This window comes from Candidatus Pelagibacter giovannonii, from assembly GCF_012276695.1.
In the GTDB taxonomy this organism is placed as follows: domain Bacteria; phylum Pseudomonadota; class Alphaproteobacteria; order Pelagibacterales; family Pelagibacteraceae; genus Pelagibacter; species Pelagibacter giovannonii.
In genome coordinates, this window is sequence record NZ_CP038852.1 from 521604 (window position 1) to 539671 (window position 18068).

Sequence of the window (18068 nt, forward strand, 5' to 3'; positions counted from 1 at the left end):
ATAATAATTTCTTATCTTTTAAAGTTATTTTTAACTTAATTTTTTTATTAAAAAAAACGACATTAAAAAAAATGGAATTAATATTCCTATTTGTTTGCCTAAAAATATTAAAGGGTAAGTTATATGATCTAATAAACTTGAGTTTTCCAGCCCTGTTCTAGCTAGCCCATACGTAATTGTAATGTAATCATTATTAGTTAACCAAATTAAATGGGGAACCAACAAAGCAATAAAAACCTCTAAAGATATTAGATATTTGAAATCAAATTTTTTATATTTCTTTATAAAAATTATATAAAAAAATAATAAGTCTATTGATATTAAAAGGTAAATAAAAAGATATTTTGATAAAAAACCTATAGCTGCAAAAATTCCAAGCAAAAAACAATCCTTCAAAGTTATTCTTTGTTTATCAAATATTTTCCAAGAATAATAAACACACAACGACCAAAAAGGTAATTGGCAAACATTCACATTAAATTCAGGTGTTGTAAAATTATAGAAATAAATACCCTCTAAAAGAAGTACAGATATTAAACTTAAAGTTTTATTCTTAAAAAGTTCTTCAGCAAATTTAAAAACGACAATAAATGCAGTTACCACAAACAATTGACTTAACAAGTAATAAGCCCAATCATGTGATCCAAAAAGTTGATAAATAACTTCTGGAAAAAATGCACTTGCTGGTGGATGTTTATCAAATCCCCAATCTAAATTACTTCCCCAAGCCAAAGCTTCAATTGTATCAAGTGGTAAATTGTTATTTGTTAATGTGGGAACCAATGTCCATAAAATTAAATGAATTATAAGAAAACTATAAAACAATTTATTTATATTGTTTTTATTGATTAACATTTCATTGATTTTATATGAATTAAGCTTGCTTGACACGTATTAATTGCTGAATATACTCCGGCCACTAAATTTATACATATGCCTAAAATCTCAAAACCACCTGCTAAAAAAGCAAAAGCTAAAGCAAAAAAAGTTACTGTTGCAATCAAAAAACCTACTAAAGTAATAAAAAAAATTAGTACACCTGTAATCAAAGTAAAGGCACCAATTAAAATTTCAAAAAACTACATCCCAAAAGATACCGAAAAATACATGTGTGATAAGCACTTATCCTTTTTCAAAATAAAACTTACTGAGTGGAAAAAAGAACTAGTAAAAGCAAATAATGAAGCTCTCTACCATGGTTCAATGGATGACAATAGTGTTTCAGCAGATATTGTCGATCAAGCAAGCTCTTACACAGATAAAACTGTAGAAATGAAAGCAATTAATAGACAAATTAAATTAATTTCTAAAATTGACCAAGCCTTAATAAGAATAAAAGATAAAACTTTCGGATTTTGTGTAGAAACTGCTGAACCAATTGGAATAAAAAGATTAATGGCAAGACCAGTTGCGCATCTTTGTATTGCAGCACAAGAAAAGCATGAAAAAGATGAAAAAGTATACGCTGACGACTAAAACTTCAAAATTAATATTTAAACTCTCTTTATTGTTAATACTCTAGTATATTTCCAGCTTCTATTTTACCTTCATCTAGAGATCTCAAGTAAACACCCATATCAAAATGATCGTAGCTTTTTTTCAATAACTTCAGCAAACTCTTATCACTAATATCTGTTTCAGGTTTTAAATTAATCGTAGTACAGCGTGGAATATTTTTCTCTACCTTAAAAGAGATATTATTAATTTTTATAATCTTTCCAATCCATTTGCGCTCTTCCCAAGCTTCAAGCCCTTCAATATAAAAATTTCCTCTAAATCTCTCTAATTCAATCCTTTGATTAATTTTTTTTTCAAAATCTTTAATACTATTTAGATTTATAAGGGATATAGAATTAAATATCTTATTTGAATGAGAAGTATCAAAGAAAGGAGCCACATCACTTTGTAATAAGAAAATTGGTTTCATCAGTGAATCTTCTAATTCTAGTATTTTATTTTCAAGTTTAGATTTTTGCTCTGGATCGTCCACTATTATTGACAATATCACCTTATCACCAAGCTTTAAAATTAATTTGTTATTTTCGTATTCAAAATTATATTTATTTAATACTGGAGAATTTTTTAATGTTAAAAAATTATTAAGTTTTCTTTCATTTGGGTTTTTTTCAACTATAAGTGCTTTTTTTGAATCAATAATTCTAGAAAATGCAAAACTTCTATCTTCTACAATTCCCAAATTTTTTTTAATGACACATGATTTGATATTTGTAAAAGATAAAGATTTTACAGGACTAAAGTATATTGATGAAATCAAAACACTCATAAGGATTATTAGGGTTGTGGAATCACAGAGTTGTTTTTTAGTAAATCGTACCCTCTAACAACTGCTTCTCTTTTTGCAATATCTAAATACCATCTAGTTAAGTTGCTATAATTCTTAAGACCAATATCATGCCATTCATGTCTTGCGATCCAAGGCCATGTTGCGATATCTGCAATTGTATAATCATTTCCCGCTAAGTATTTTGATAAAGATAATCTTTCTTCTAGCTCACCATAAAGTCTTTTTGCAATTTTAAAAAACCTTTCTTCTCCAAATTGGCTTTTACCTGGATTATAATGATGGAACTGATGATGTTGCCCTAGCATTGGTCCAATAGTTCCCATTTGTGCCATCAACCATTGATTTATTATATTGCGATCTTTAATTTCATAAAATTTATTATATTTCTCAGCTAAATACATAAGGATTGCTCCAGATTCAAACACAGACACTTCATTTTCATGATCTATAATTACAGGTATTTTACCAAAAGGACTTATCTTTTTAAAATCAGGTTTCAATTGATCATCTTTTGATAAATCTATTACTGTAACTTTAAAGTCACAACCTATCTCTTCTAATAATATACTTATTTTTTTCCCATTTGGAGTATCAGAACTGAAGAGCTCAATCACTCTTTCACACCTAGTCGTTCTTTGACTTTTTTTGAAGATGTGGTGAATTCAAATCTATATTTTTCATCTGGTTTTGCATATTTAAAACATCCTCTTGCAGCAAGAGCGCCCTCATGAAAGCCTGATAGAATTAACTTAAGCTTTCCAGGATAAGAACAGATATCACCAATTGCAAAAATTCCTTTTTTATTAGTTTCAAAACTTTCAGTATTAACGGGAACTGTTTTTTTATCCAAATTTAATCCCCATTCAGCAATAGGTCCCAGTTGCATTATTAATCCAAAAAAGCCCAAAACATAATCAGTTTTAATTTCTTTTAAACTCTCATCATCATGTTTAATATTAATGCTTTCAACTTTTTCATTACCGCTAACAGAACCTAGTTGATATCTTGTATAAACTTCTATTTTACCTTCATCTTTTAATTGATTAACTTTATCAATACTTGCTTGCATTCCTCTAAATTCATCTCTTCTATGAACTAATATAACTTTAGATGTATTTGAAAGCTCAATCGCCCAATCTAATGCTGAATCTCCTCCACCAAAAATGGTAACTGTTTTGTCTTTAAAAATTTTTTTATTTTTAATTGAGTAAAGTATTTGTTTTTCTTCATACTTTTCAATTTCTTTTATTGCAAATTTTCTTGGCTCAAATGAACCAACACCTGCAGCAATAATTATACTTGATGCTTCAAATTCAGTTCCTTTATTGGTATTTATTAACCATTTTTTTTCAACTTTTTTAATTTTTTCTACTCGCTCATTTAAATGAAAATTTGTTTTGAACACTTTAATTTGTTCAATTAAGTTATTAGTTAGCTCTTCTCCAGTGCATTCGGGCATTGCAGGAATATCATAAATAGGTTTGTCTGGATAAAGTTCAATACATTGACCACCAATTTTATCCAAATTATCTACTACTTCACACTTAAGGCCAATTATGCCTAATTGATGAACGCAAAATAATCCAACTGGCCCTGCTCCTATTATTAAAGTATCTGTTTTTATCATTTAGCCTTGTTTTGATGGTATACTAACTGTTAGTCCATCTAATTCATCTGAAACTAATATTTGACAACTTAATCTACTAAATTTATTAGGCTCAAAAGCCATGTCTATCATATCTTCTTCTCCATCTTCTTTTTTTGGAAGTTTATCAAACCATTCTTCTTTGACATAAACATGGCAAGTAGCACAAGCCATTCCACCACCACAATCGGCATCAATTCCAGGAATATCATTTTGAACAGCACCTTCCATTACACTCAACCCATTAGAAACTTCTATGGTATGAGACTTTCCACTATTTTCAATGTAAGTAATTTTAGGCATTTAATTATATATAATTACATAAAAAAAAAGGGCAAGTGCACAAAATGTACTCGCCCTTTTTAAATTATTTAGGTTTACTAATTACTTAGCTTTTCTACCACCAGATTGTATTGCAGCAGCCCAAATGATTAGACCAAATGCAGTTTTGTTTAGCAAGTCAGCTATGTTGTAAATCACGTTTAGTGAGTCAGCATCTACACCACCTGTTAGGTAACCAAATACATAACCTAATGGGTAAATTGCCCAACCAACTGTAACGATCATTCTCATTGCACCAAATGCGGTAACAAGAGCTTTGTTTCCACTTTTTGCTGCAGCTTTTCCTGCTTCACCAGAGAACACTTCATAAAGAATGTAGAACCATCCAGCCATACCGATTACAAAACCAAGTGTAGCGTTAATGTATCCTGCTTCTCCTAAGTATCCACCTACAAGCATCACAACTGTTCCAATTAACAATCTCCAGAATATTCCAGAATTTGCTTTACCTACTGCTGCTAGAACAAGATAAAATTCTATCATCAGTAATGGCACAGTGATTAACCAGTCAATATATCTGTAAACAGTTGGTGACTCACCAGTTATTACCCATACATCTCTCATATACACATAGTGTACAAAGGCAATACCAGTTACTAGACCAGATACAATTATTGATGTTCTCCAACCTGCTGCAACATTTCCCGCTTCTAGGAAAAAGAAAGCAGTCGACGCTAACATCACCATTGATACAAGCCAGAATGAGATCCCAACGAAGTCGTCAGAAGCCAACATGGCTGTCTCTGCATTTGCCACACCTGAGGCACCTATTAGGGCTACAGCTGTAAGGGCAAACAATTTTAGTTTTTTCATAAAAAACTCCCTCTTTTTGTTAGTTTTTAACTTTTTAGTTTATATAAACTAGATTTAAACAAACGCTTAAATCATGTTGATGGTTAACTATCAAAGTTATCTAGTTTTTAGAAGGTTTAATTATGTCTAATTTGTATTGATTTTACTTACTTTTTAAATTTTAATACAATTTTTAATTTAATAAGCTTAGAAAACTAACAAAATAGAATCAATTAATATGTCAAAAAAATTTAATGATATTTACCAAAATTCTTTAAAAAATCCTGAAAATTTTTGGCAAGAAGTGTCTAATGATATCTTTTGGTTTAAAAAACCTACTAAGATTTTAAATAAATCTAACCCACCTTTTTATAAATGGTTTGAAGATGGTGTCACTAATACTTGCTACAATGCTTTAGACATTCATATAGATCAAGGCAGAGGTGACAAGCTAGCTTTAATCTATGATAGCCCAATAACTGGGAACAAAAAGCAGTTTACCTACAAGGAATTAAGAGAAAAAGTTTCAAAATTTGCAGGTGCACTAAAAAATCAAGGAGTTGGGAAAGGTGATAGGGTTATAATCTACATGCCTATGATTCCAGAGGCAGTTATAGCAATGTTAGCATGTGGTAGAATTGGAGCCATTCATTCTGTCGTGTTTGGGGGATTTGCTTCTAATGAACTTGCTAGCAGAATTGATGATAGTAAGGCAAAAGTAATAGTTACAGCTTCATGTGGCTTTGAACCTGGAAAAACTGTTGAGTACAAACCATTGGTTGATGCAGCAATTAAGATGGCTTCTCATAAAATTGATAAAATGATCTTATTTCAAAGAATAGATCATACTGTTGAACTTAATGCTCCAAAAGAAATCAGTTGGGGTGAAGCACTTTCAAATGCAAAAGAAGTAGATTGTGTGGAAATGAATTCAAATGATTTAGCTTATATTTTATATACATCAGGAACTACCGGTGTTCCTAAAGGAATAGTTAGAGATATTGGTGGTCATATAGTTGCTCTAAAATGGACTATGAAAAATATCTACAATATTGATGCTGATGATGTTTGGTGGTCAGCAAGTGATATCGGTTGGATTGTTGGACATTCATATATTGTTTATGCCCCTTTATTTAAAGGTTGCACTACAGTTTTATTTGAAGGAAAGCCCGTTGGCACTCCTGATGCTGGAGCTTTTTGGAAAATAATTTCAGACTATAAAGTAAAATCGCTTTTTACAGCTCCAACTGCTTTTAGAGCTATTAAAAAAGAAGACCCTGAGGGTAAGTTTTTTTCTAAATATGATTTAAGTAAATTTGAGTCATTGTTTTTAGCTGGTGAGAGAGCTGATCCAGATACAATTAAATGGGCAGAAAATTTATTAAAAGTTCCAGTAATTGACCATTGGTGGCAAACTGAAACAAGTTGGGCAATTAGTTCTAATTGTACAGGAATTGAAATGATGAAAACAAAATATGGTTCAGCATGTAAGGCAGTCCCTGGATATGATGTTCAAATCATGAAGCCAGATCAAACTTTAGCAAAACCTAATGAAATGGGAGATATAGTTGTAAAATTACCTTTACCTCCTGGAACTTTTCCAACCTTATGGAATGCAGATAAAAGATACAAAGATAATTATATGACGAACTATGAAGGTTACTATGAAACATATGATGCAGGTCATATAGATGAAGATGGATATATCTGGATTATGTCTAGAACAGATGACATTATTAATGTTGCAGGTCACAGATTATCAACAGGTGCAATTGAAGAAGTTTTATCAGAACACCAGTCAGTAGCTGAATGTGCAGTATTAGGAATTGCTGATAAATTAAAAGGGCAATTACCAATTGGTCTAGTCGTTCTTAAGACAGGTGTTAAAAAAGATAACGAAACTGTTTCAAAAGAATGCATAAAAATGGTTAGAGATAGTATTGGGCCTGTTGCTGCATTTAAAGTTGTAATTGTTATTAAAAGATTACCAAAAACTAGATCTGGCAAAATATTAAGAGGAACTATTAGAAAAATTGCTGATAGTGAAGAGTATAAGGTGCCAGCAACTATTGATGATCCTGCTATCTTAATTGAGATAAAAGAAGACTTAATTAAAAATAATATTCTTAAGTTGTGATTAAAACATATCTAATTTTAATAGTTGCAATTTTTTTTGAAGTAGGTGGAACGATGTTGTTGCCTGTTTCACAAAATTTTACAAAAATTATCCCAACCACTACTCTTGCAGTTTTTTATTTGCTGTCTTTTTATCTTATAACTTTTGTTGTTGATAAAATTCCAATAGCTATTGTTTACGCAACATGGAGTGGTCTTGGAGTATTTACTGTTGCAATATTGGGATATGCTTTCTTTAAACAGTCTTTATCTTGGCAGGCTGTATTAGGATTATTTTTTATTGTTTTTGGGGTAGTGCTTGTAAATAGCTTTTCTGTAAAAACTATCTAAAATTTTAAAGGCTTACCCTCAGGATCACCTAAAATTTTACCATCCTTCATTTTAATTTGACCATTAATGATTGTTGATACTGGTGTGCCTTTAAATTCATATTCATCAAAAGGCGACCAACCACATTTACTTTCAATATTTTCGTTTTTAATTATAATCTTTTTATTCATATCTACGATTGTGAAATCAGCGTCAAATCCTTCTTTTATAAAACCTTTGTTTTTAATTCCAAAGATCTTAATTGGATTTTCACATATAGAATTCATTAATTGCTCTAAACTTAATTTTCCATCATTAACATGATTTAACATAACTGGTAAAAGTGTTTGAACACCTGGCATTCCAGATGGTGAATTTGGATAATTTTTTTCTTTGTTTTCTTTTAAGTGTGGAGCATGATCAGAACCAATTGTATCATTAAGGTTATTTTTTACTCCATACCACAACCTGTCATAATGAGACTTATCTCTTAAAGGAGGATTCATTTGAGCATAAGTTCCAAGTTTATCATAACAGTCTGGAGCGTAGATTGTTAAATGTTGTGGAGTAATCTCAAATGTTATGTTGCCTTTGTGTTGTGATAAAAAATCAATCTCTTCTTTTGTGGTGATATGAAGAATATGGGCCTTTTTCTTATATCGCTCAGCAATTCTAACTATTCTTCTAGTAGATGAGATTGCACATTCGGCACTTCTCCAAATTGGGTGTGAATGAACATCTCCTTCTTTAATCAATTTTTTATTAATATTTAAAATTGCTTCATCCTCAGAATGTACTGCAACAACTTTTGAGCTGCTTTTAAATACTTTTTCAATATCCTCTTCCTCAGCAACTAAAAGGTTTCCAGTTGACGATCCAGCAAACAGTTTAATTCCACAACAACCCTCTAAATTTACCAAATCTGCTAACTCACTTGCGTTGTCAGCTGTTGCTCCAAAATAAAATGCATAATTGCAATACATTCTATTTCTAGCTAAATTTAATTTTTTCTGAAATTCTACCTTGGTAGATGTTGGTGGATTAGTGTTTGGCATTTCAAACACGCTTGTTATGCCACCTACTATTGCAGCTCTACTTCCTGAGTGTAAATCTTCAGTATCTGTTGACCCAGGTTCTCTAAAATGAGTTTGGGTATCAATACAGCCCGGTAAAACTGTTAACCCTTTAGCATCAAAAACTTCTTTAGCTTCATTATCAATTTTGCCAATTTTTATAATTTTACCATCTTTAATTGCTATATCTTGATCTTTAAGATCTTTGTCTATGTAGCATGAGCCGTTTTTAATTATTAGATCTAACATTTATGAAAAAAGTAATTATATTATATTTAGAGATCAATCAATTATGAATATTCAAAATGTATATATTTTAGAAGATAGAGGGATTCTGTATATAAATGGAGCAGATGCAAAAGAATTTCTACAAAACCTAATTAGTAATGACATTAACAAGGTTAATGACGATAATAGCTGCTTTGCATCATTACTAACTCCACAAGGAAAATTTTTATTTGCTTTTATTATTGTAAAACATAAAGCTGGTTACTTCATAGATTGTGAAAAATCTCAAACAGAGACTCTCTTTAAACAACTGAGCACCTACAAGCTTAGATCTAAAGTTGAAATTATGAATTTAAGCAATGAATTTGTAATTGCAGCATTTAGTCATGAAAAGTTTTTAAAATTTGAAGGTGCTAAGGATCAATCTGGAAACACAATAAAATATAGAGAGGACCCTATTTTATTAGACCCAAGAAATAAAGATCTGGGTGCAAGGCTTATTATTAATTTAGAAAAACTTTACCTATCTTTAAAGAAATTAGAGCTAAAAGATTCCCCAATTACTGAATATTACGAATTAAGTCATGAACTAGGAATTGCTCAAAAAGAAATGAATAAATTACAAAATAAATTATTTGGAATTGAGTGTAATTTTGAGGAGCTAAATGGAATAGATTTTAAAAAAGGCTGTTATGTTGGGCAAGAAAATACAGCTAGAATAAAACTAAAAAACAAACTTTCTAAAAGATTATTAGCTATACAATTAATCAGTGGAAAATTAACTGAGGGTGCTTCAATTTATGCTAATGATATTGAAATAGGCAAAGTATTGATTAATGATGAGTATCCCTTTGCATTAATCAAATATCTAGATGAAAACTTTAAAAAAGATACTGAGTTAAAAAGTGAAAATGCTGTTTTAAGAATAAAAATACCAAATTGGATATAGTAGTGTGGCATAATAAGGAATGACAAATATTAACCTAATTGATAAGTTTTGACATGGAATTTACACCAGAAGTAAGAATAGCAACCGATCCTATTTATCAAAAAATCTCAAAGGTCATGCCTGAGATTGAGTGGTCAGTTCATGCTCCTTATATTCATAGAATTAATCAATTAAAAAAAGAAAAAAATGCAATTATACTTGCTCATAATTATCAAACTCCAGAAATTTATCATGGTATTGCAGATGTTGCAGCAGACTCGTTAGCTCTTGCAATTGAGGCTTCAAAAACTGAGGCCGATATTATTGTAATGGCAGGAGTTCACTTCATGGCAGAAACATCCAAGTTAATGAGTCCTGAAAAAAAAATTTTACTTCCTGATATGACTGCTGGTTGTTCTTTATCATCATCAATCACAGGTAAAGATGTAAGATTATTAAAGGAAAAATATCCAGGTGTGCCTGTTGTCTCGTATGTAAATACTTCTGCGGATGTGAAAGCTGAAACAGATATTTGTTGCACATCTGCAAATGCAGTTAAAATTGTAGAATCTCTTGGTGTTAAGAAGGTTATTTTTTTACCTGATGATTACTTAGCAAAATATGTTGCTTCTCAAACTAAAGTTGAAATTATTGCCTGGAAAGGTGTTTGCATGGTTCATGATCAGTTCACTGAAAAAGAAATACATGATATTAGAGCAAAAAATCCTGGTATTAAAATAATAGCTCATCCAGAATGTCCACCTGACGTAATTAAAGCAAGTGACTTTGCTGGATCAACTGGTGGGATGATTAAATATGTTAAGGACAATCAACCTAAAAAAGTTATGATGGTTACTGAATGTTCAATGAGTGATAATATTCAAGTAGAAAACCCAAATGTAGAATTTATTAGACCGTGTAACCTTTGTCCTCATATGAAAAAAATTACATTACCAAAAATTTTAGATTGCCTAGAAAATGAAACAGGTGAAATCATAATGGATAAAGAAACAATAGAAAAAGCAAGAATTCCTGTTGAAAGAATGGTTGCGATCGGCAGATAATAAAAGTGTCTCAAATTAAATTAAGTAATTATTATATCAAGAATATTGTAAAGCTTGCTTTAAATGAAGATCTATATCCCTCTGGTGATATTACCTCAAACTTAGTTAAAAATAGCAAAATAATAAAAGTTAAGTTAATTTCTAATCAACAAGCAGTAGTTGCTGGATTAGAATTTGCAAAACAAACATTTAAATTAATAGATGATAAAATTAAATTTATTATTAGAAAAAAAGAAGGCTCCTTAATTACTAAGAATGACATAATAGCTACAATTGAGGGTAAGGCTGAAAATATTCTAATTGGTGAAAGAGTTGCTTTAAATTTTATGAGTCATGTCTCTGGAATTGCCACTAAAACTAATCAATTTGTTAAATTGGTTAATAAAAAATGTAAAATTTGTTGTACTAGAAAAACAATTCCAACCTTAAGGGTAATACAAAAATATGCTGTTAAGTTAGGTGGTGGTACAAACCATAGATTCAACTTAAGTGATGAATTTCTTATTAAAGATAATCACATTGCAAGCTCTGATATTAAAACTTTAGTGTCTCTTGCAATCAAAAATAAAAAAGGAAGAAAAATCATAGTTGAAGTTGATAATTTAAATCAGCTTAAACAAATAATGGGTTTAAAATTTAATACTGTTTTGTTTGATAATATGGGCAACAAAACACTTAAAGCTGGTGTTAAATTAGCCAAAAAACATTACGAGACAGAAGCTTCAGGAAATGTAACCCTAAAATCAGTTAAAAAAATTGCAGCAACTGGTGTTGATAGAATTTCTATTGGTAGCATCACTCATAGTGTGCCTGCTATAGATTTTAAATTAGAAATTTAATTTTTTTTAGACAACTCTGCTTGTGCAGCAGCTAATCTTGCTATTGGAACTCTATATGGTGAGCAAGAAACGTAATCTAAACCTGCATTTGCGCAAAAGTGAATACTTTTAGGGTCTCCACCATGTTCTCCACAAATTCCAAGTTTAATTTTTTTATTTGTTTTTCTTCCTTTTTCAACTGCAATTTCTATTAAATCACCTACTCCATCGTCTATAGAGATAAATGGGTCTATAGAAAAAATCTTATTATCAAGATAATCATTTAAAAATTTACCACTATCATCTCTACTTAAACCAAATGTTGTTTGGGTTAAGTCATTAGTTCCAAAACTAAAGAACTCCGCATGTTTAGCTATATCATCTGCTTTGATGGCTGCTCTTGGTAACTCAATCATGGTTCCAACTAAATAATCAACTTTAACTTTTTTATCTTTTTGAACTTCTTTTGCAACTCTTACAACTAAGTCCTTCATTATTCTAATTTCAGCTTCAGTTGATACTAGAGGGATCATAATCTCTGGAAATGCTGACTTAATTTTTTTTATTTTAAGTTCAGACAAAGCTTCAAAGATTGCTCTACATTGCATTTCATAAATTTCTGGAAATGAAATACCTAATCTACATCCTCTATGTCCTAACATCGGGTTTTGTTCATGCAGTTCATTAATTCTAGATTCAATTTCTTTTAAAGGAAGACCTACGACAGTTGCAACATCATTAATTTCTTTTTCAGTTTTAGGAAGAAACTCATGCAATGGTGGGTCTAATAACCTTACGGTAACTGGCAAGCCATTCATAATTTTAAATATTTCAACAAAATCTTTTTTTTGATGTGGTAAAAGTTTTGCTAGAGCTTTATTTCTATCCTGTACTGTTTTTGATAAAATCATTTCTCTAACAGATAAAATTCTCTCTTCGTCAAAAAACATATGCTCTGTTCTACAAAGACCAATACCTTCTGCCCCAAAGTCACGTGCTGTTTTAGTATCAAATGGTGTTTCTGAGTTAGTTCTAACTTTTAATTTTCTAAAACCATCTGCCCAACTCATTAGTTTTGAAAAGTCTCCAGAAATTTCTGGTTTAACTGTTGGTACTTCTCCTAAGATAATTCTACCTGTTGAACCGTCTATTGTAATAATATCTCCCTCTTTAACTTCATTAGAAGATGTTTTGAAAATTTTAGCTTCATAATTAATATCAATTTCACTTGAGCCAGATACACAAGGTCTGCCCATACCCCTTGCAACAACTGCAGCATGACTAGTCATTCCACCTCTAGCAGTTAAAATTCCTTTAGCAGCATGCATTCCATGAATATCCTCTGGAGATGTCTCAACTCTTACCAGGATAGTATCTTGCATCATGTCGTTTAATCTTTCTGCTTCTTCTGATGAAAAAACAACTTTACCACTAGCGGCACCAGGTGAGGCAGGTAATCCATTCGCTATAACGTTTACTGAACTTTTTTCGTCTAATGTGGGGTGTAATAAAGTATCCAAGGAAGCTGGGTCTATTCTCATCACTGCTTCTTTTTTTGAAATTAATTTTTCTTTAACCATATCTACTGCAATTTTAACTGCAGATTTTGAAGTTCTCTTTCCAGATCTTGTCTGTAACATCCATAATTTATTATTTTCAACTGTAAATTCTACGTCTTGCATATCTTTGTAATGTTTTTCTAAAACTTTTAGAATTTTATCTAGTTGTTTGAAAACCTTTGGCATAGATTCTTCCATTGAAGCTTCTTTTACCTTTGCATCTTTCCTTGCTTTTTTGGTTATATACTGAGGAGTTCTTGTTCCTGCTACAACATCTTCTCCTTGAGCATTAATTAAGTATTCACCATAAACTTCATTAACACCATCGGATGGATTTCTTGTAAAGACAACACCAGTTGCACAATCATCACCCATATTACCAAACACCATAGACTGAACATTAACTGCTGTTCCCCATTCTGAAGAGATCTGGTTTAATTTTCTGTAGACTTTTGCTCTATTACTTTCCCAAGATAAAAATACCGCACTAATTGCACCAAGTAATTGCTCATTTACATTTTGAGGAAAATCTTTTTTAGCCTGATCCTTAACAACTTTTTTAAAATCATTAATTAACCCTTCCCAATCATTTTCATCTAAATCTGTATCAAGTAAAACACCTTTGGTTAGTTTGTAGTTTTCAATTAATTCTTCAAAATGATAACCTTCAACTCCCATTACAACATTTCCATACATTTGGATAAATCTTCTGTAGCTATCTTTTGCAAATCTCATGTTGGAAGTTTTATTTGCAAGTGCAATTACTGTTTTATCGTTCAAACCTAAATTTAAAATTGTGTCCATCATACCAGGCATAGAAACTCTAGCACCAGATCTAACAGATAGTAATAACGGATTTTTTAAATCACCAAATTTTTTTCCAACTTCTTTTTCAATAATTTTTAATTCTTTGTTTATAGTACTAACTATTTGTGAGTTTAATTTTTTCTTATCTTTATAAAATAATTCACACACTTTAGTTGAGATGGTAAATCCTGGTGGAACAGGTAAACCTATTCTTCCCATTTCAGAAAGATTTGCACCTTTTCCACCCAAAAAGTTTTTTGGGTTTTTTATTTTTTTTGAGTCCTTGGACTTGAAGTTTAAAATTAATTTATTCACTATTTGGTCTCAATATTTGAAAAGTTTATGTAGTTATCAAAGGTTCTACATAACATTTGTAAAAGTTCCAATCTGTTTTTTTTGATACTTTTATCTTCATCATTAACTTTTACATTGTCAAAGAAATCAAAAATCACTTTTTTAGCACCCGCTAAATTTGTAAGTGATTCTAGGTAATTTTCATCTTTATTTATATTTGTAAAATATTTTCTTAATTCATTAATCTTTTTTAATAGATTTTTTTCATAGTCATTTTTAAAAATACCAGGGTCAGTTGTATTTGATATTTCAAGATCACTATTTTTTAATTCACTTTCTAGTATACTTGATGCTCTTTTGTAGCTTACCATTACATCTTCACCAATTTCTTCATTTATTAAATTATTTAAAGTTAAGGCTTTTTTATATATTTTATTCATATGGTCTATTCCATATGAGTTTATGCTAGCTTCAGTGATATCTGTTCTAATTTTCTTTTCTTTCATATAATATTTTAATCTATCCATTAAAAACTCTGATAATTCTTTTTGAGATAAATCATTTGAAAGTTCAAAGCCTTGGTCTCTATGTAGTGATGTTGAATAACTAATAAGATCTTTAATTTTAAATTCTTTATTATTATCAATTGATAATTTTATAACTCCTAATGCTGATCTTCTCAGTGCATAGGGATCTTTTGAACTTGTAGGTTTTTGATTGACTCCAAAAAATCCTACCAAGGTATCAATCTTATCAGTTAAAGCTAAAGCAATACTAAATGGTTTCTTTGGAGTTTTGCTATCAAGACCTGTTGGTTGATAATGTTCACTTATAGCTAGTGCTATTTCTTTATCAAAACCTTGCACTCCAGCAAAATGTCCACCCATAATTCCTTGAAGCTCTGGAAATTCACCAACAATATCAGAAATTAAATCAACTTTACAAATCGATGCTGACAACTCAACTTGATCTTTGCTAATCAATAGCTCATCAGAGATCATTCCTCCAAGCTTTCTCATTCTTTGAATCTTGTCAAAATAAGATCCAAGACCTTTAAAATAGTTCATACTTTTTAATTTTGAAACTTGCTTAACTAAATTTTGAGATTTATTTTTTTCCCAAAAGAATTGTGCATCACTTAATCTTGCCTCTACAACTCTTTCATTACCCAGTTTAATATAACCTTTTTCATCATGATTATTTGCCACAACTAAAAATTCATTGGTAATTTTTCCTTTTTTATCAAATGTTGGAAAATATTTTTGATGATATTGCATCGTAACTATCAAAATTTCTTTTGGAATATTTAAAAATTTCTGATCAAATTTGCATACTATAATATTCGGTTGCTCAACTATATCTGTGACTTCATCCAAAAGTTTATTGTTAGACTCAACAATAAAATTATTTTTACTAGATATTTTCTCAATTTCTTTAATAATAAAGTCTTTTCTTAATACGTGATCTATAATTATACCTGATTGATTGAAGAAATCTTTATAGCTTTTGAAAGTTTTAAATATTTTCTTTTTATCTTCAAACTCTTTATCAGTAAATGTTGCATTGGAAGATATTAAATGATGAAATTTAAAATCTAAACTTTTATTACCAAAAACTGCTAAAATAGACTTTAATGGTCTCGCCCAACTAAGATTATAATTTCCCCAAATCATGGATTTCTTCCATTGTAATTTATCAAGGATTAGAGGTGTATATTCTTTTAGTAAATCTATTGTATTAGTTTTATTTGAAGGTTTCTTAAAAAAATAAAATTCTCCTTTTTCTATTTTTTTAATAAAGAGATCTTTTTTATCTATTTGATTTGATCTTAAAAAACCCTCTACAGCTTTTTCTGGTGCATTAACATTTGGTCCTTTTATTTCTTCAGCTTTTCGTGTTATTTCTTTAGATAAACCCTCAAATAGAATTATAAGACGATTTGGTGTTGAAAATGATGAACTTTTCTTAAATGAAATTTTTTTTTCTTCAAATAAATTTTGAAAATTTTCTAATAAAGTATTACGTGAGTTGCGCTGTAAACCAGCTGGTATTTCCTCACTAAACAATTCTATAAAAAATTCTGACATTAATCTGTTTGACTGCTTAACCAACTTTCAGCAACTGCTTTTGTAATGTCTCTAATACGCCCTATGTAGCCTGCTCTTTGAGCAACACTTATAACTCCTCTGGCATCCAAAATATTAAATACGTGGCTTGCTTTTAAACATTGATCATATGCGGGTAGTGAAATTTTTTTTTCTACCAATGCTTTTGCTTCAAGCTCAAACATATCAAAAATTTTAAATAGATTATCTGTATTAGCGTGTTCGAAATTATATGCTGAAAATTCTTTTTCTGCTTGAAGAAATACATCCCCATATTTTACACCTTCATTATTCCATAATAGTTCATAAACATTTTTCATTTGTTGAGTGAACATGCAAATTCTTTCAAGACCATATGTAATTTCAACTGAAACAGGTTTACATTCAAATCCAGCCATCTGTTGAAAGTATGTGAATTGAGTAATTTCCATACCATCACACCAAACTTCCCATCCTAAACCTGCCGCACCTAAAGTTGGACTTTCCCAGTCATCCTCAACAAATCTAATGTCATGCTCTTTGTGATTAATACCAATTACAGCCAAACTATTTAAATAAAGTTTTTTGATATTATCTGGTGATGGCTTTATTAAAACTTGAAATTGATAATAATGCTGCAATCTATTTGGGTTCTCTCCATACCTTCCATCGGTAGGTCTTCTTGATGGTTGAACATAAGCTGCTTTCCATGGCTTAGGCCCTAGAGATCTCAAGGTTGTAGCAGGATGAAAGGTTCCAGCCCCTACCTCAATATCATAAGGTTGAAGAATAACACAACCATGTTTACCCCAATATTTCTGAAGATTTAAAATAGTATCTTGAAAAGATTGAAATTTAGGTTTTATAATTTTTTCTTTAGAAGCCATATCTTTGCCAGATAGATCTTTCTTCTAGAATATTAGCTATTTGATCCATTTGATTACTAGAAGATGAAAGTTTTTTACTTAACCAACCTTTAGACTTTTCAAATTTTTTAATAACAACATCTTCACCAAATTTTTCTTTTAAAATTTCATTGGCATTACCCAATCCATCAATCAAACCTAGCTCTTTTGATTTGCTGCCTGCCCAAAACTCTCCTGAGAATAATTCAATACCATCTTTTTTAAGTTTAGATCCTCTGCTTTCTTCTACAACTTTAATAAAGTCTTTATGTAGATCTAATTGAATGTTCTTAAGTCTCTCAATATCTTCTGACTTTTCTTCTTGAAATGGATCTAGTGAACTTTTATTTTTTCCTGCAGTATGAACTCTTCTTTCAACACCAATTTTTTTAATCAATTCTGTAAATCCAAATGATGAATAAATAACTCCGATAGATCCAATAATTGAGCTTGAATTTGCATATATCTCATCACCTGCACAAGCTATTAAGTATCCACCAGAAGCAGCAACATCTTCTGCAAATACTATTACTTTTATTTTGTTTTTCTTAGCTTGAGCTCGAATAAATTTATAGATTAAATGTGATTGTACGGGTGATCCACCTGGTGAATTGATTGTAATTGCCACTGCTTTAGCTTTTTTTAGTGAAAAAGCCTTTTCTATAATCTCTTCTTGTCCTGCAAAATCTATGCCCTGTTTAAACTTTCCAGCATTTCCAATCACACCATTTAGCTTGATATGAGCTATTATTTTTTTCTTTTTAAAAAAAGAGAACATT

General features: G+C 30.4%; 17 protein-coding genes. 6 read left to right on the forward strand and 11 right to left on the reverse strand.

The annotated features are described in order from the left end of the window. Window positions 1–30 precede the first annotated feature (30 nt). Entirely contained in the window at window positions 31–855 is an 825-nt protein-coding gene (locus tag E5R92_RS07465) for a glycosyltransferase family 39 protein (RefSeq protein ID WP_229704562.1), read from the reverse strand. 78 nt (window positions 856–933) lie between these two features. Here E5R92_RS07465 and E5R92_RS02935 point away from each other — a divergent pair, with 78 nt between their 5' ends. Further along, window positions 934–1476, forward strand: a complete 543-nt coding sequence (locus E5R92_RS02935) for a TraR/DksA family transcriptional regulator (protein WP_168606616.1) — start codon at window positions 934–936, stop codon at window positions 1474–1476. Window positions 1477–1510: 34 nt separating this feature from the next. Here the strand turns inward: E5R92_RS02935 and E5R92_RS02940 are convergent, their stop codons facing one another. The 5 genes from E5R92_RS02940 to E5R92_RS02960 all read right to left on the reverse strand — a co-directional run bounded on the left by E5R92_RS02940 (window position 1511) and on the right by E5R92_RS02960 (window position 5105). After that, window positions 1511–2284, reverse strand: a complete 774-nt coding sequence (locus tag E5R92_RS02940; RefSeq protein ID WP_168606617.1) for an MOSC domain-containing protein — start codon at window positions 2282–2284, stop codon at window positions 1511–1513. An 8-nt stretch (window positions 2285–2292) separates the two neighbouring features. After that, window positions 2293–2919, reverse strand: a complete 627-nt coding sequence (locus E5R92_RS02945; RefSeq protein WP_168606618.1) for a glutathione S-transferase family protein — start codon at window positions 2917–2919, stop codon at window positions 2293–2295. Further along, window positions 2916–3932, reverse strand: coding sequence for an NAD(P)/FAD-dependent oxidoreductase (locus E5R92_RS02950; RefSeq protein WP_168606619.1), 1017 nt, complete (start codon window positions 3930–3932; stop codon window positions 2916–2918). Before E5R92_RS02950 ends, E5R92_RS02945 begins: the two co-directional genes overlap by 4 nt. Beyond that, on the reverse strand, window positions 3933–4253 hold the full coding sequence (locus E5R92_RS02955) for a 2Fe-2S iron-sulfur cluster-binding protein (protein WP_168606620.1): 321 nt from the start codon (window positions 4251–4253) through the stop codon (window positions 3933–3935). A gap of 81 nt (window positions 4254–4334) precedes the next feature. After that, window positions 4335–5105: a bacteriorhodopsin-like gene (locus E5R92_RS02960; RefSeq protein ID WP_168606621.1), complete on the reverse strand. Its 771-nt coding sequence runs from the start codon at window positions 5103–5105 to the stop codon at window positions 4335–4337. A gap of 217 nt (window positions 5106–5322) precedes the next feature. Here E5R92_RS02960 and E5R92_RS02965 point away from each other — a divergent pair, with 217 nt between their 5' ends. Beyond that, on the forward strand, window positions 5323–7221 hold the full coding sequence (locus E5R92_RS02965) for a propionyl-CoA synthetase (RefSeq protein ID WP_168606622.1): 1899 nt from the start codon (window positions 5323–5325) through the stop codon (window positions 7219–7221). Beyond that, complete coding sequence (locus tag E5R92_RS02970) at window positions 7218–7550, forward strand: DMT family transporter (RefSeq protein WP_168606623.1); 333 nt, start codon at window positions 7218–7220, stop codon at window positions 7548–7550. The genes E5R92_RS02965 and E5R92_RS02970 overlap by 4 nt, the downstream gene beginning before the upstream one ends. On the opposite strand, the gene E5R92_RS02975 is transcribed toward E5R92_RS02970, so the two are convergent. Further along, window positions 7547–8851, reverse strand: coding sequence for a dihydroorotase (locus E5R92_RS02975; protein ID WP_168606624.1), 1305 nt, complete (start codon window positions 8849–8851; stop codon window positions 7547–7549). The two genes, E5R92_RS02970 and E5R92_RS02975, sit on opposite strands and share 4 nt — an antisense overlap. A 43-nt stretch (window positions 8852–8894) precedes the next feature. Here E5R92_RS02975 and ygfZ point away from each other — a divergent pair, with 43 nt between their 5' ends. From ygfZ to nadC, 3 genes are read left to right on the forward strand one after another with little or no spacing between them, the layout of a single operon-like run. Then, window positions 8895–9779 (forward strand): CAF17-like 4Fe-4S cluster assembly/insertion protein YgfZ, encoded by an 885-nt coding sequence (gene ygfZ, locus E5R92_RS02980; RefSeq protein WP_168606625.1) that lies wholly within the window; start codon window positions 8895–8897, stop codon window positions 9777–9779. Between the two features lie 53 nt (window positions 9780–9832). Next, the gene (gene nadA / locus E5R92_RS02985; protein WP_168606626.1) at window positions 9833–10822 is read left to right on the forward strand and encodes a quinolinate synthase NadA; all 990 of its coding nucleotides are present in this window, start codon (window positions 9833–9835) and stop codon (window positions 10820–10822) included. Between the two features lie 5 nt (window positions 10823–10827). Further along, complete coding sequence (gene nadC, locus E5R92_RS02990) at window positions 10828–11661, forward strand: carboxylating nicotinate-nucleotide diphosphorylase (RefSeq protein ID WP_168606627.1); 834 nt, start codon at window positions 10828–10830, stop codon at window positions 11659–11661. Here the strand turns inward: nadC and ppdK are convergent. From ppdK to E5R92_RS03010, 4 genes are read right to left on the reverse strand one after another with little or no spacing between them, the layout of a single operon-like run. Beyond that, window positions 11658–14321, reverse strand: a complete 2664-nt coding sequence (gene ppdK / locus E5R92_RS02995) for a pyruvate, phosphate dikinase (RefSeq protein ID WP_168606628.1) — start codon at window positions 14319–14321, stop codon at window positions 11658–11660. The two genes, nadC and ppdK, sit on opposite strands and share 4 nt — an antisense overlap. Next, window positions 14321–16387 carry a glycine--tRNA ligase subunit beta gene (glyS, locus tag E5R92_RS03000; RefSeq protein ID WP_168606629.1) on the reverse strand — a complete coding sequence of 689 codons (2067 nt, stop codon included), beginning with the start codon at window positions 16385–16387 and terminating at the stop codon, window positions 14321–14323. The genes ppdK and glyS overlap by 1 nt, the downstream gene beginning before the upstream one ends. Next, on the reverse strand, window positions 16387–17271 hold the full coding sequence (locus tag E5R92_RS03005; RefSeq protein ID WP_168606630.1) for a glycine--tRNA ligase subunit alpha: 885 nt from the start codon (window positions 17269–17271) through the stop codon (window positions 16387–16389). The genes glyS and E5R92_RS03005 overlap by 1 nt, the downstream gene beginning before the upstream one ends. Further along, window positions 17261–18067 carry a S49 family peptidase gene (locus E5R92_RS03010; protein ID WP_168606631.1) on the reverse strand — a complete coding sequence of 269 codons (807 nt, stop codon included), beginning with the start codon at window positions 18065–18067 and terminating at the stop codon, window positions 17261–17263. Before E5R92_RS03010 ends, E5R92_RS03005 begins: the two co-directional genes overlap by 11 nt. Window position 18068: the final 1 nt, after the last annotated feature.

Excerpts from the sequence above, each read along its gene's own strand:
- E5R92_RS02965 (WP_168606622.1), top strand. The coding sequence starts at position 5,323 with ATGTCAAAAAAATTTAATGATATTTACCAAAATTCTTTAAAAAATCCT.
- E5R92_RS02935 (WP_168606616.1), top strand. The coding sequence starts at position 934 with ATGCCTAAAATCTCAAAACCACCTGCTAAAAAAGCAAAAGCTAAAGCA.
- E5R92_RS03010 (WP_168606631.1), bottom strand. The coding sequence starts at position 18,067 with ATGTTCTCTTTTTTTAAAAAGAAAAAAATAATAGCTCATATCAAGCTA.
- glyS (WP_168606629.1), bottom strand. The coding sequence starts at position 16,387 with ATGTCAGAATTTTTTATAGAATTGTTTAGTGAGGAAATACCAGCTGGT.
- E5R92_RS03005 (WP_168606630.1), bottom strand. The coding sequence starts at position 17,271 with ATGGCTTCTAAAGAAAAAATTATAAAACCTAAATTTCAATCTTTTCAA.
- E5R92_RS07465 (WP_229704562.1), bottom strand. The coding sequence starts at position 855 with ATGTTAATCAATAAAAACAATATAAATAAATTGTTTTATAGTTTTCTT.
- E5R92_RS02975 (WP_168606624.1), bottom strand. The coding sequence starts at position 8,851 with ATGTTAGATCTAATAATTAAAAACGGCTCATGCTACATAGACAAAGAT.
- nadA (WP_168606626.1), top strand. The coding sequence starts at position 9,833 with ATGGAATTTACACCAGAAGTAAGAATAGCAACCGATCCTATTTATCAA.
- E5R92_RS02940 (WP_168606617.1), bottom strand. The coding sequence starts at position 2,284 with ATGAGTGTTTTGATTTCATCAATATACTTTAGTCCTGTAAAATCTTTA.
- E5R92_RS02950 (WP_168606619.1), bottom strand. The coding sequence starts at position 3,932 with ATGATAAAAACAGATACTTTAATAATAGGAGCAGGGCCAGTTGGATTA.
- E5R92_RS02960 (WP_168606621.1), bottom strand. The coding sequence starts at position 5,105 with ATGAAAAAACTAAAATTGTTTGCCCTTACAGCTGTAGCCCTAATAGGT.
- ygfZ (WP_168606625.1), top strand. The coding sequence starts at position 8,895 with ATGAATATTCAAAATGTATATATTTTAGAAGATAGAGGGATTCTGTAT.
- E5R92_RS02955 (WP_168606620.1), bottom strand. The coding sequence starts at position 4,253 with ATGCCTAAAATTACTTACATTGAAAATAGTGGAAAGTCTCATACCATA.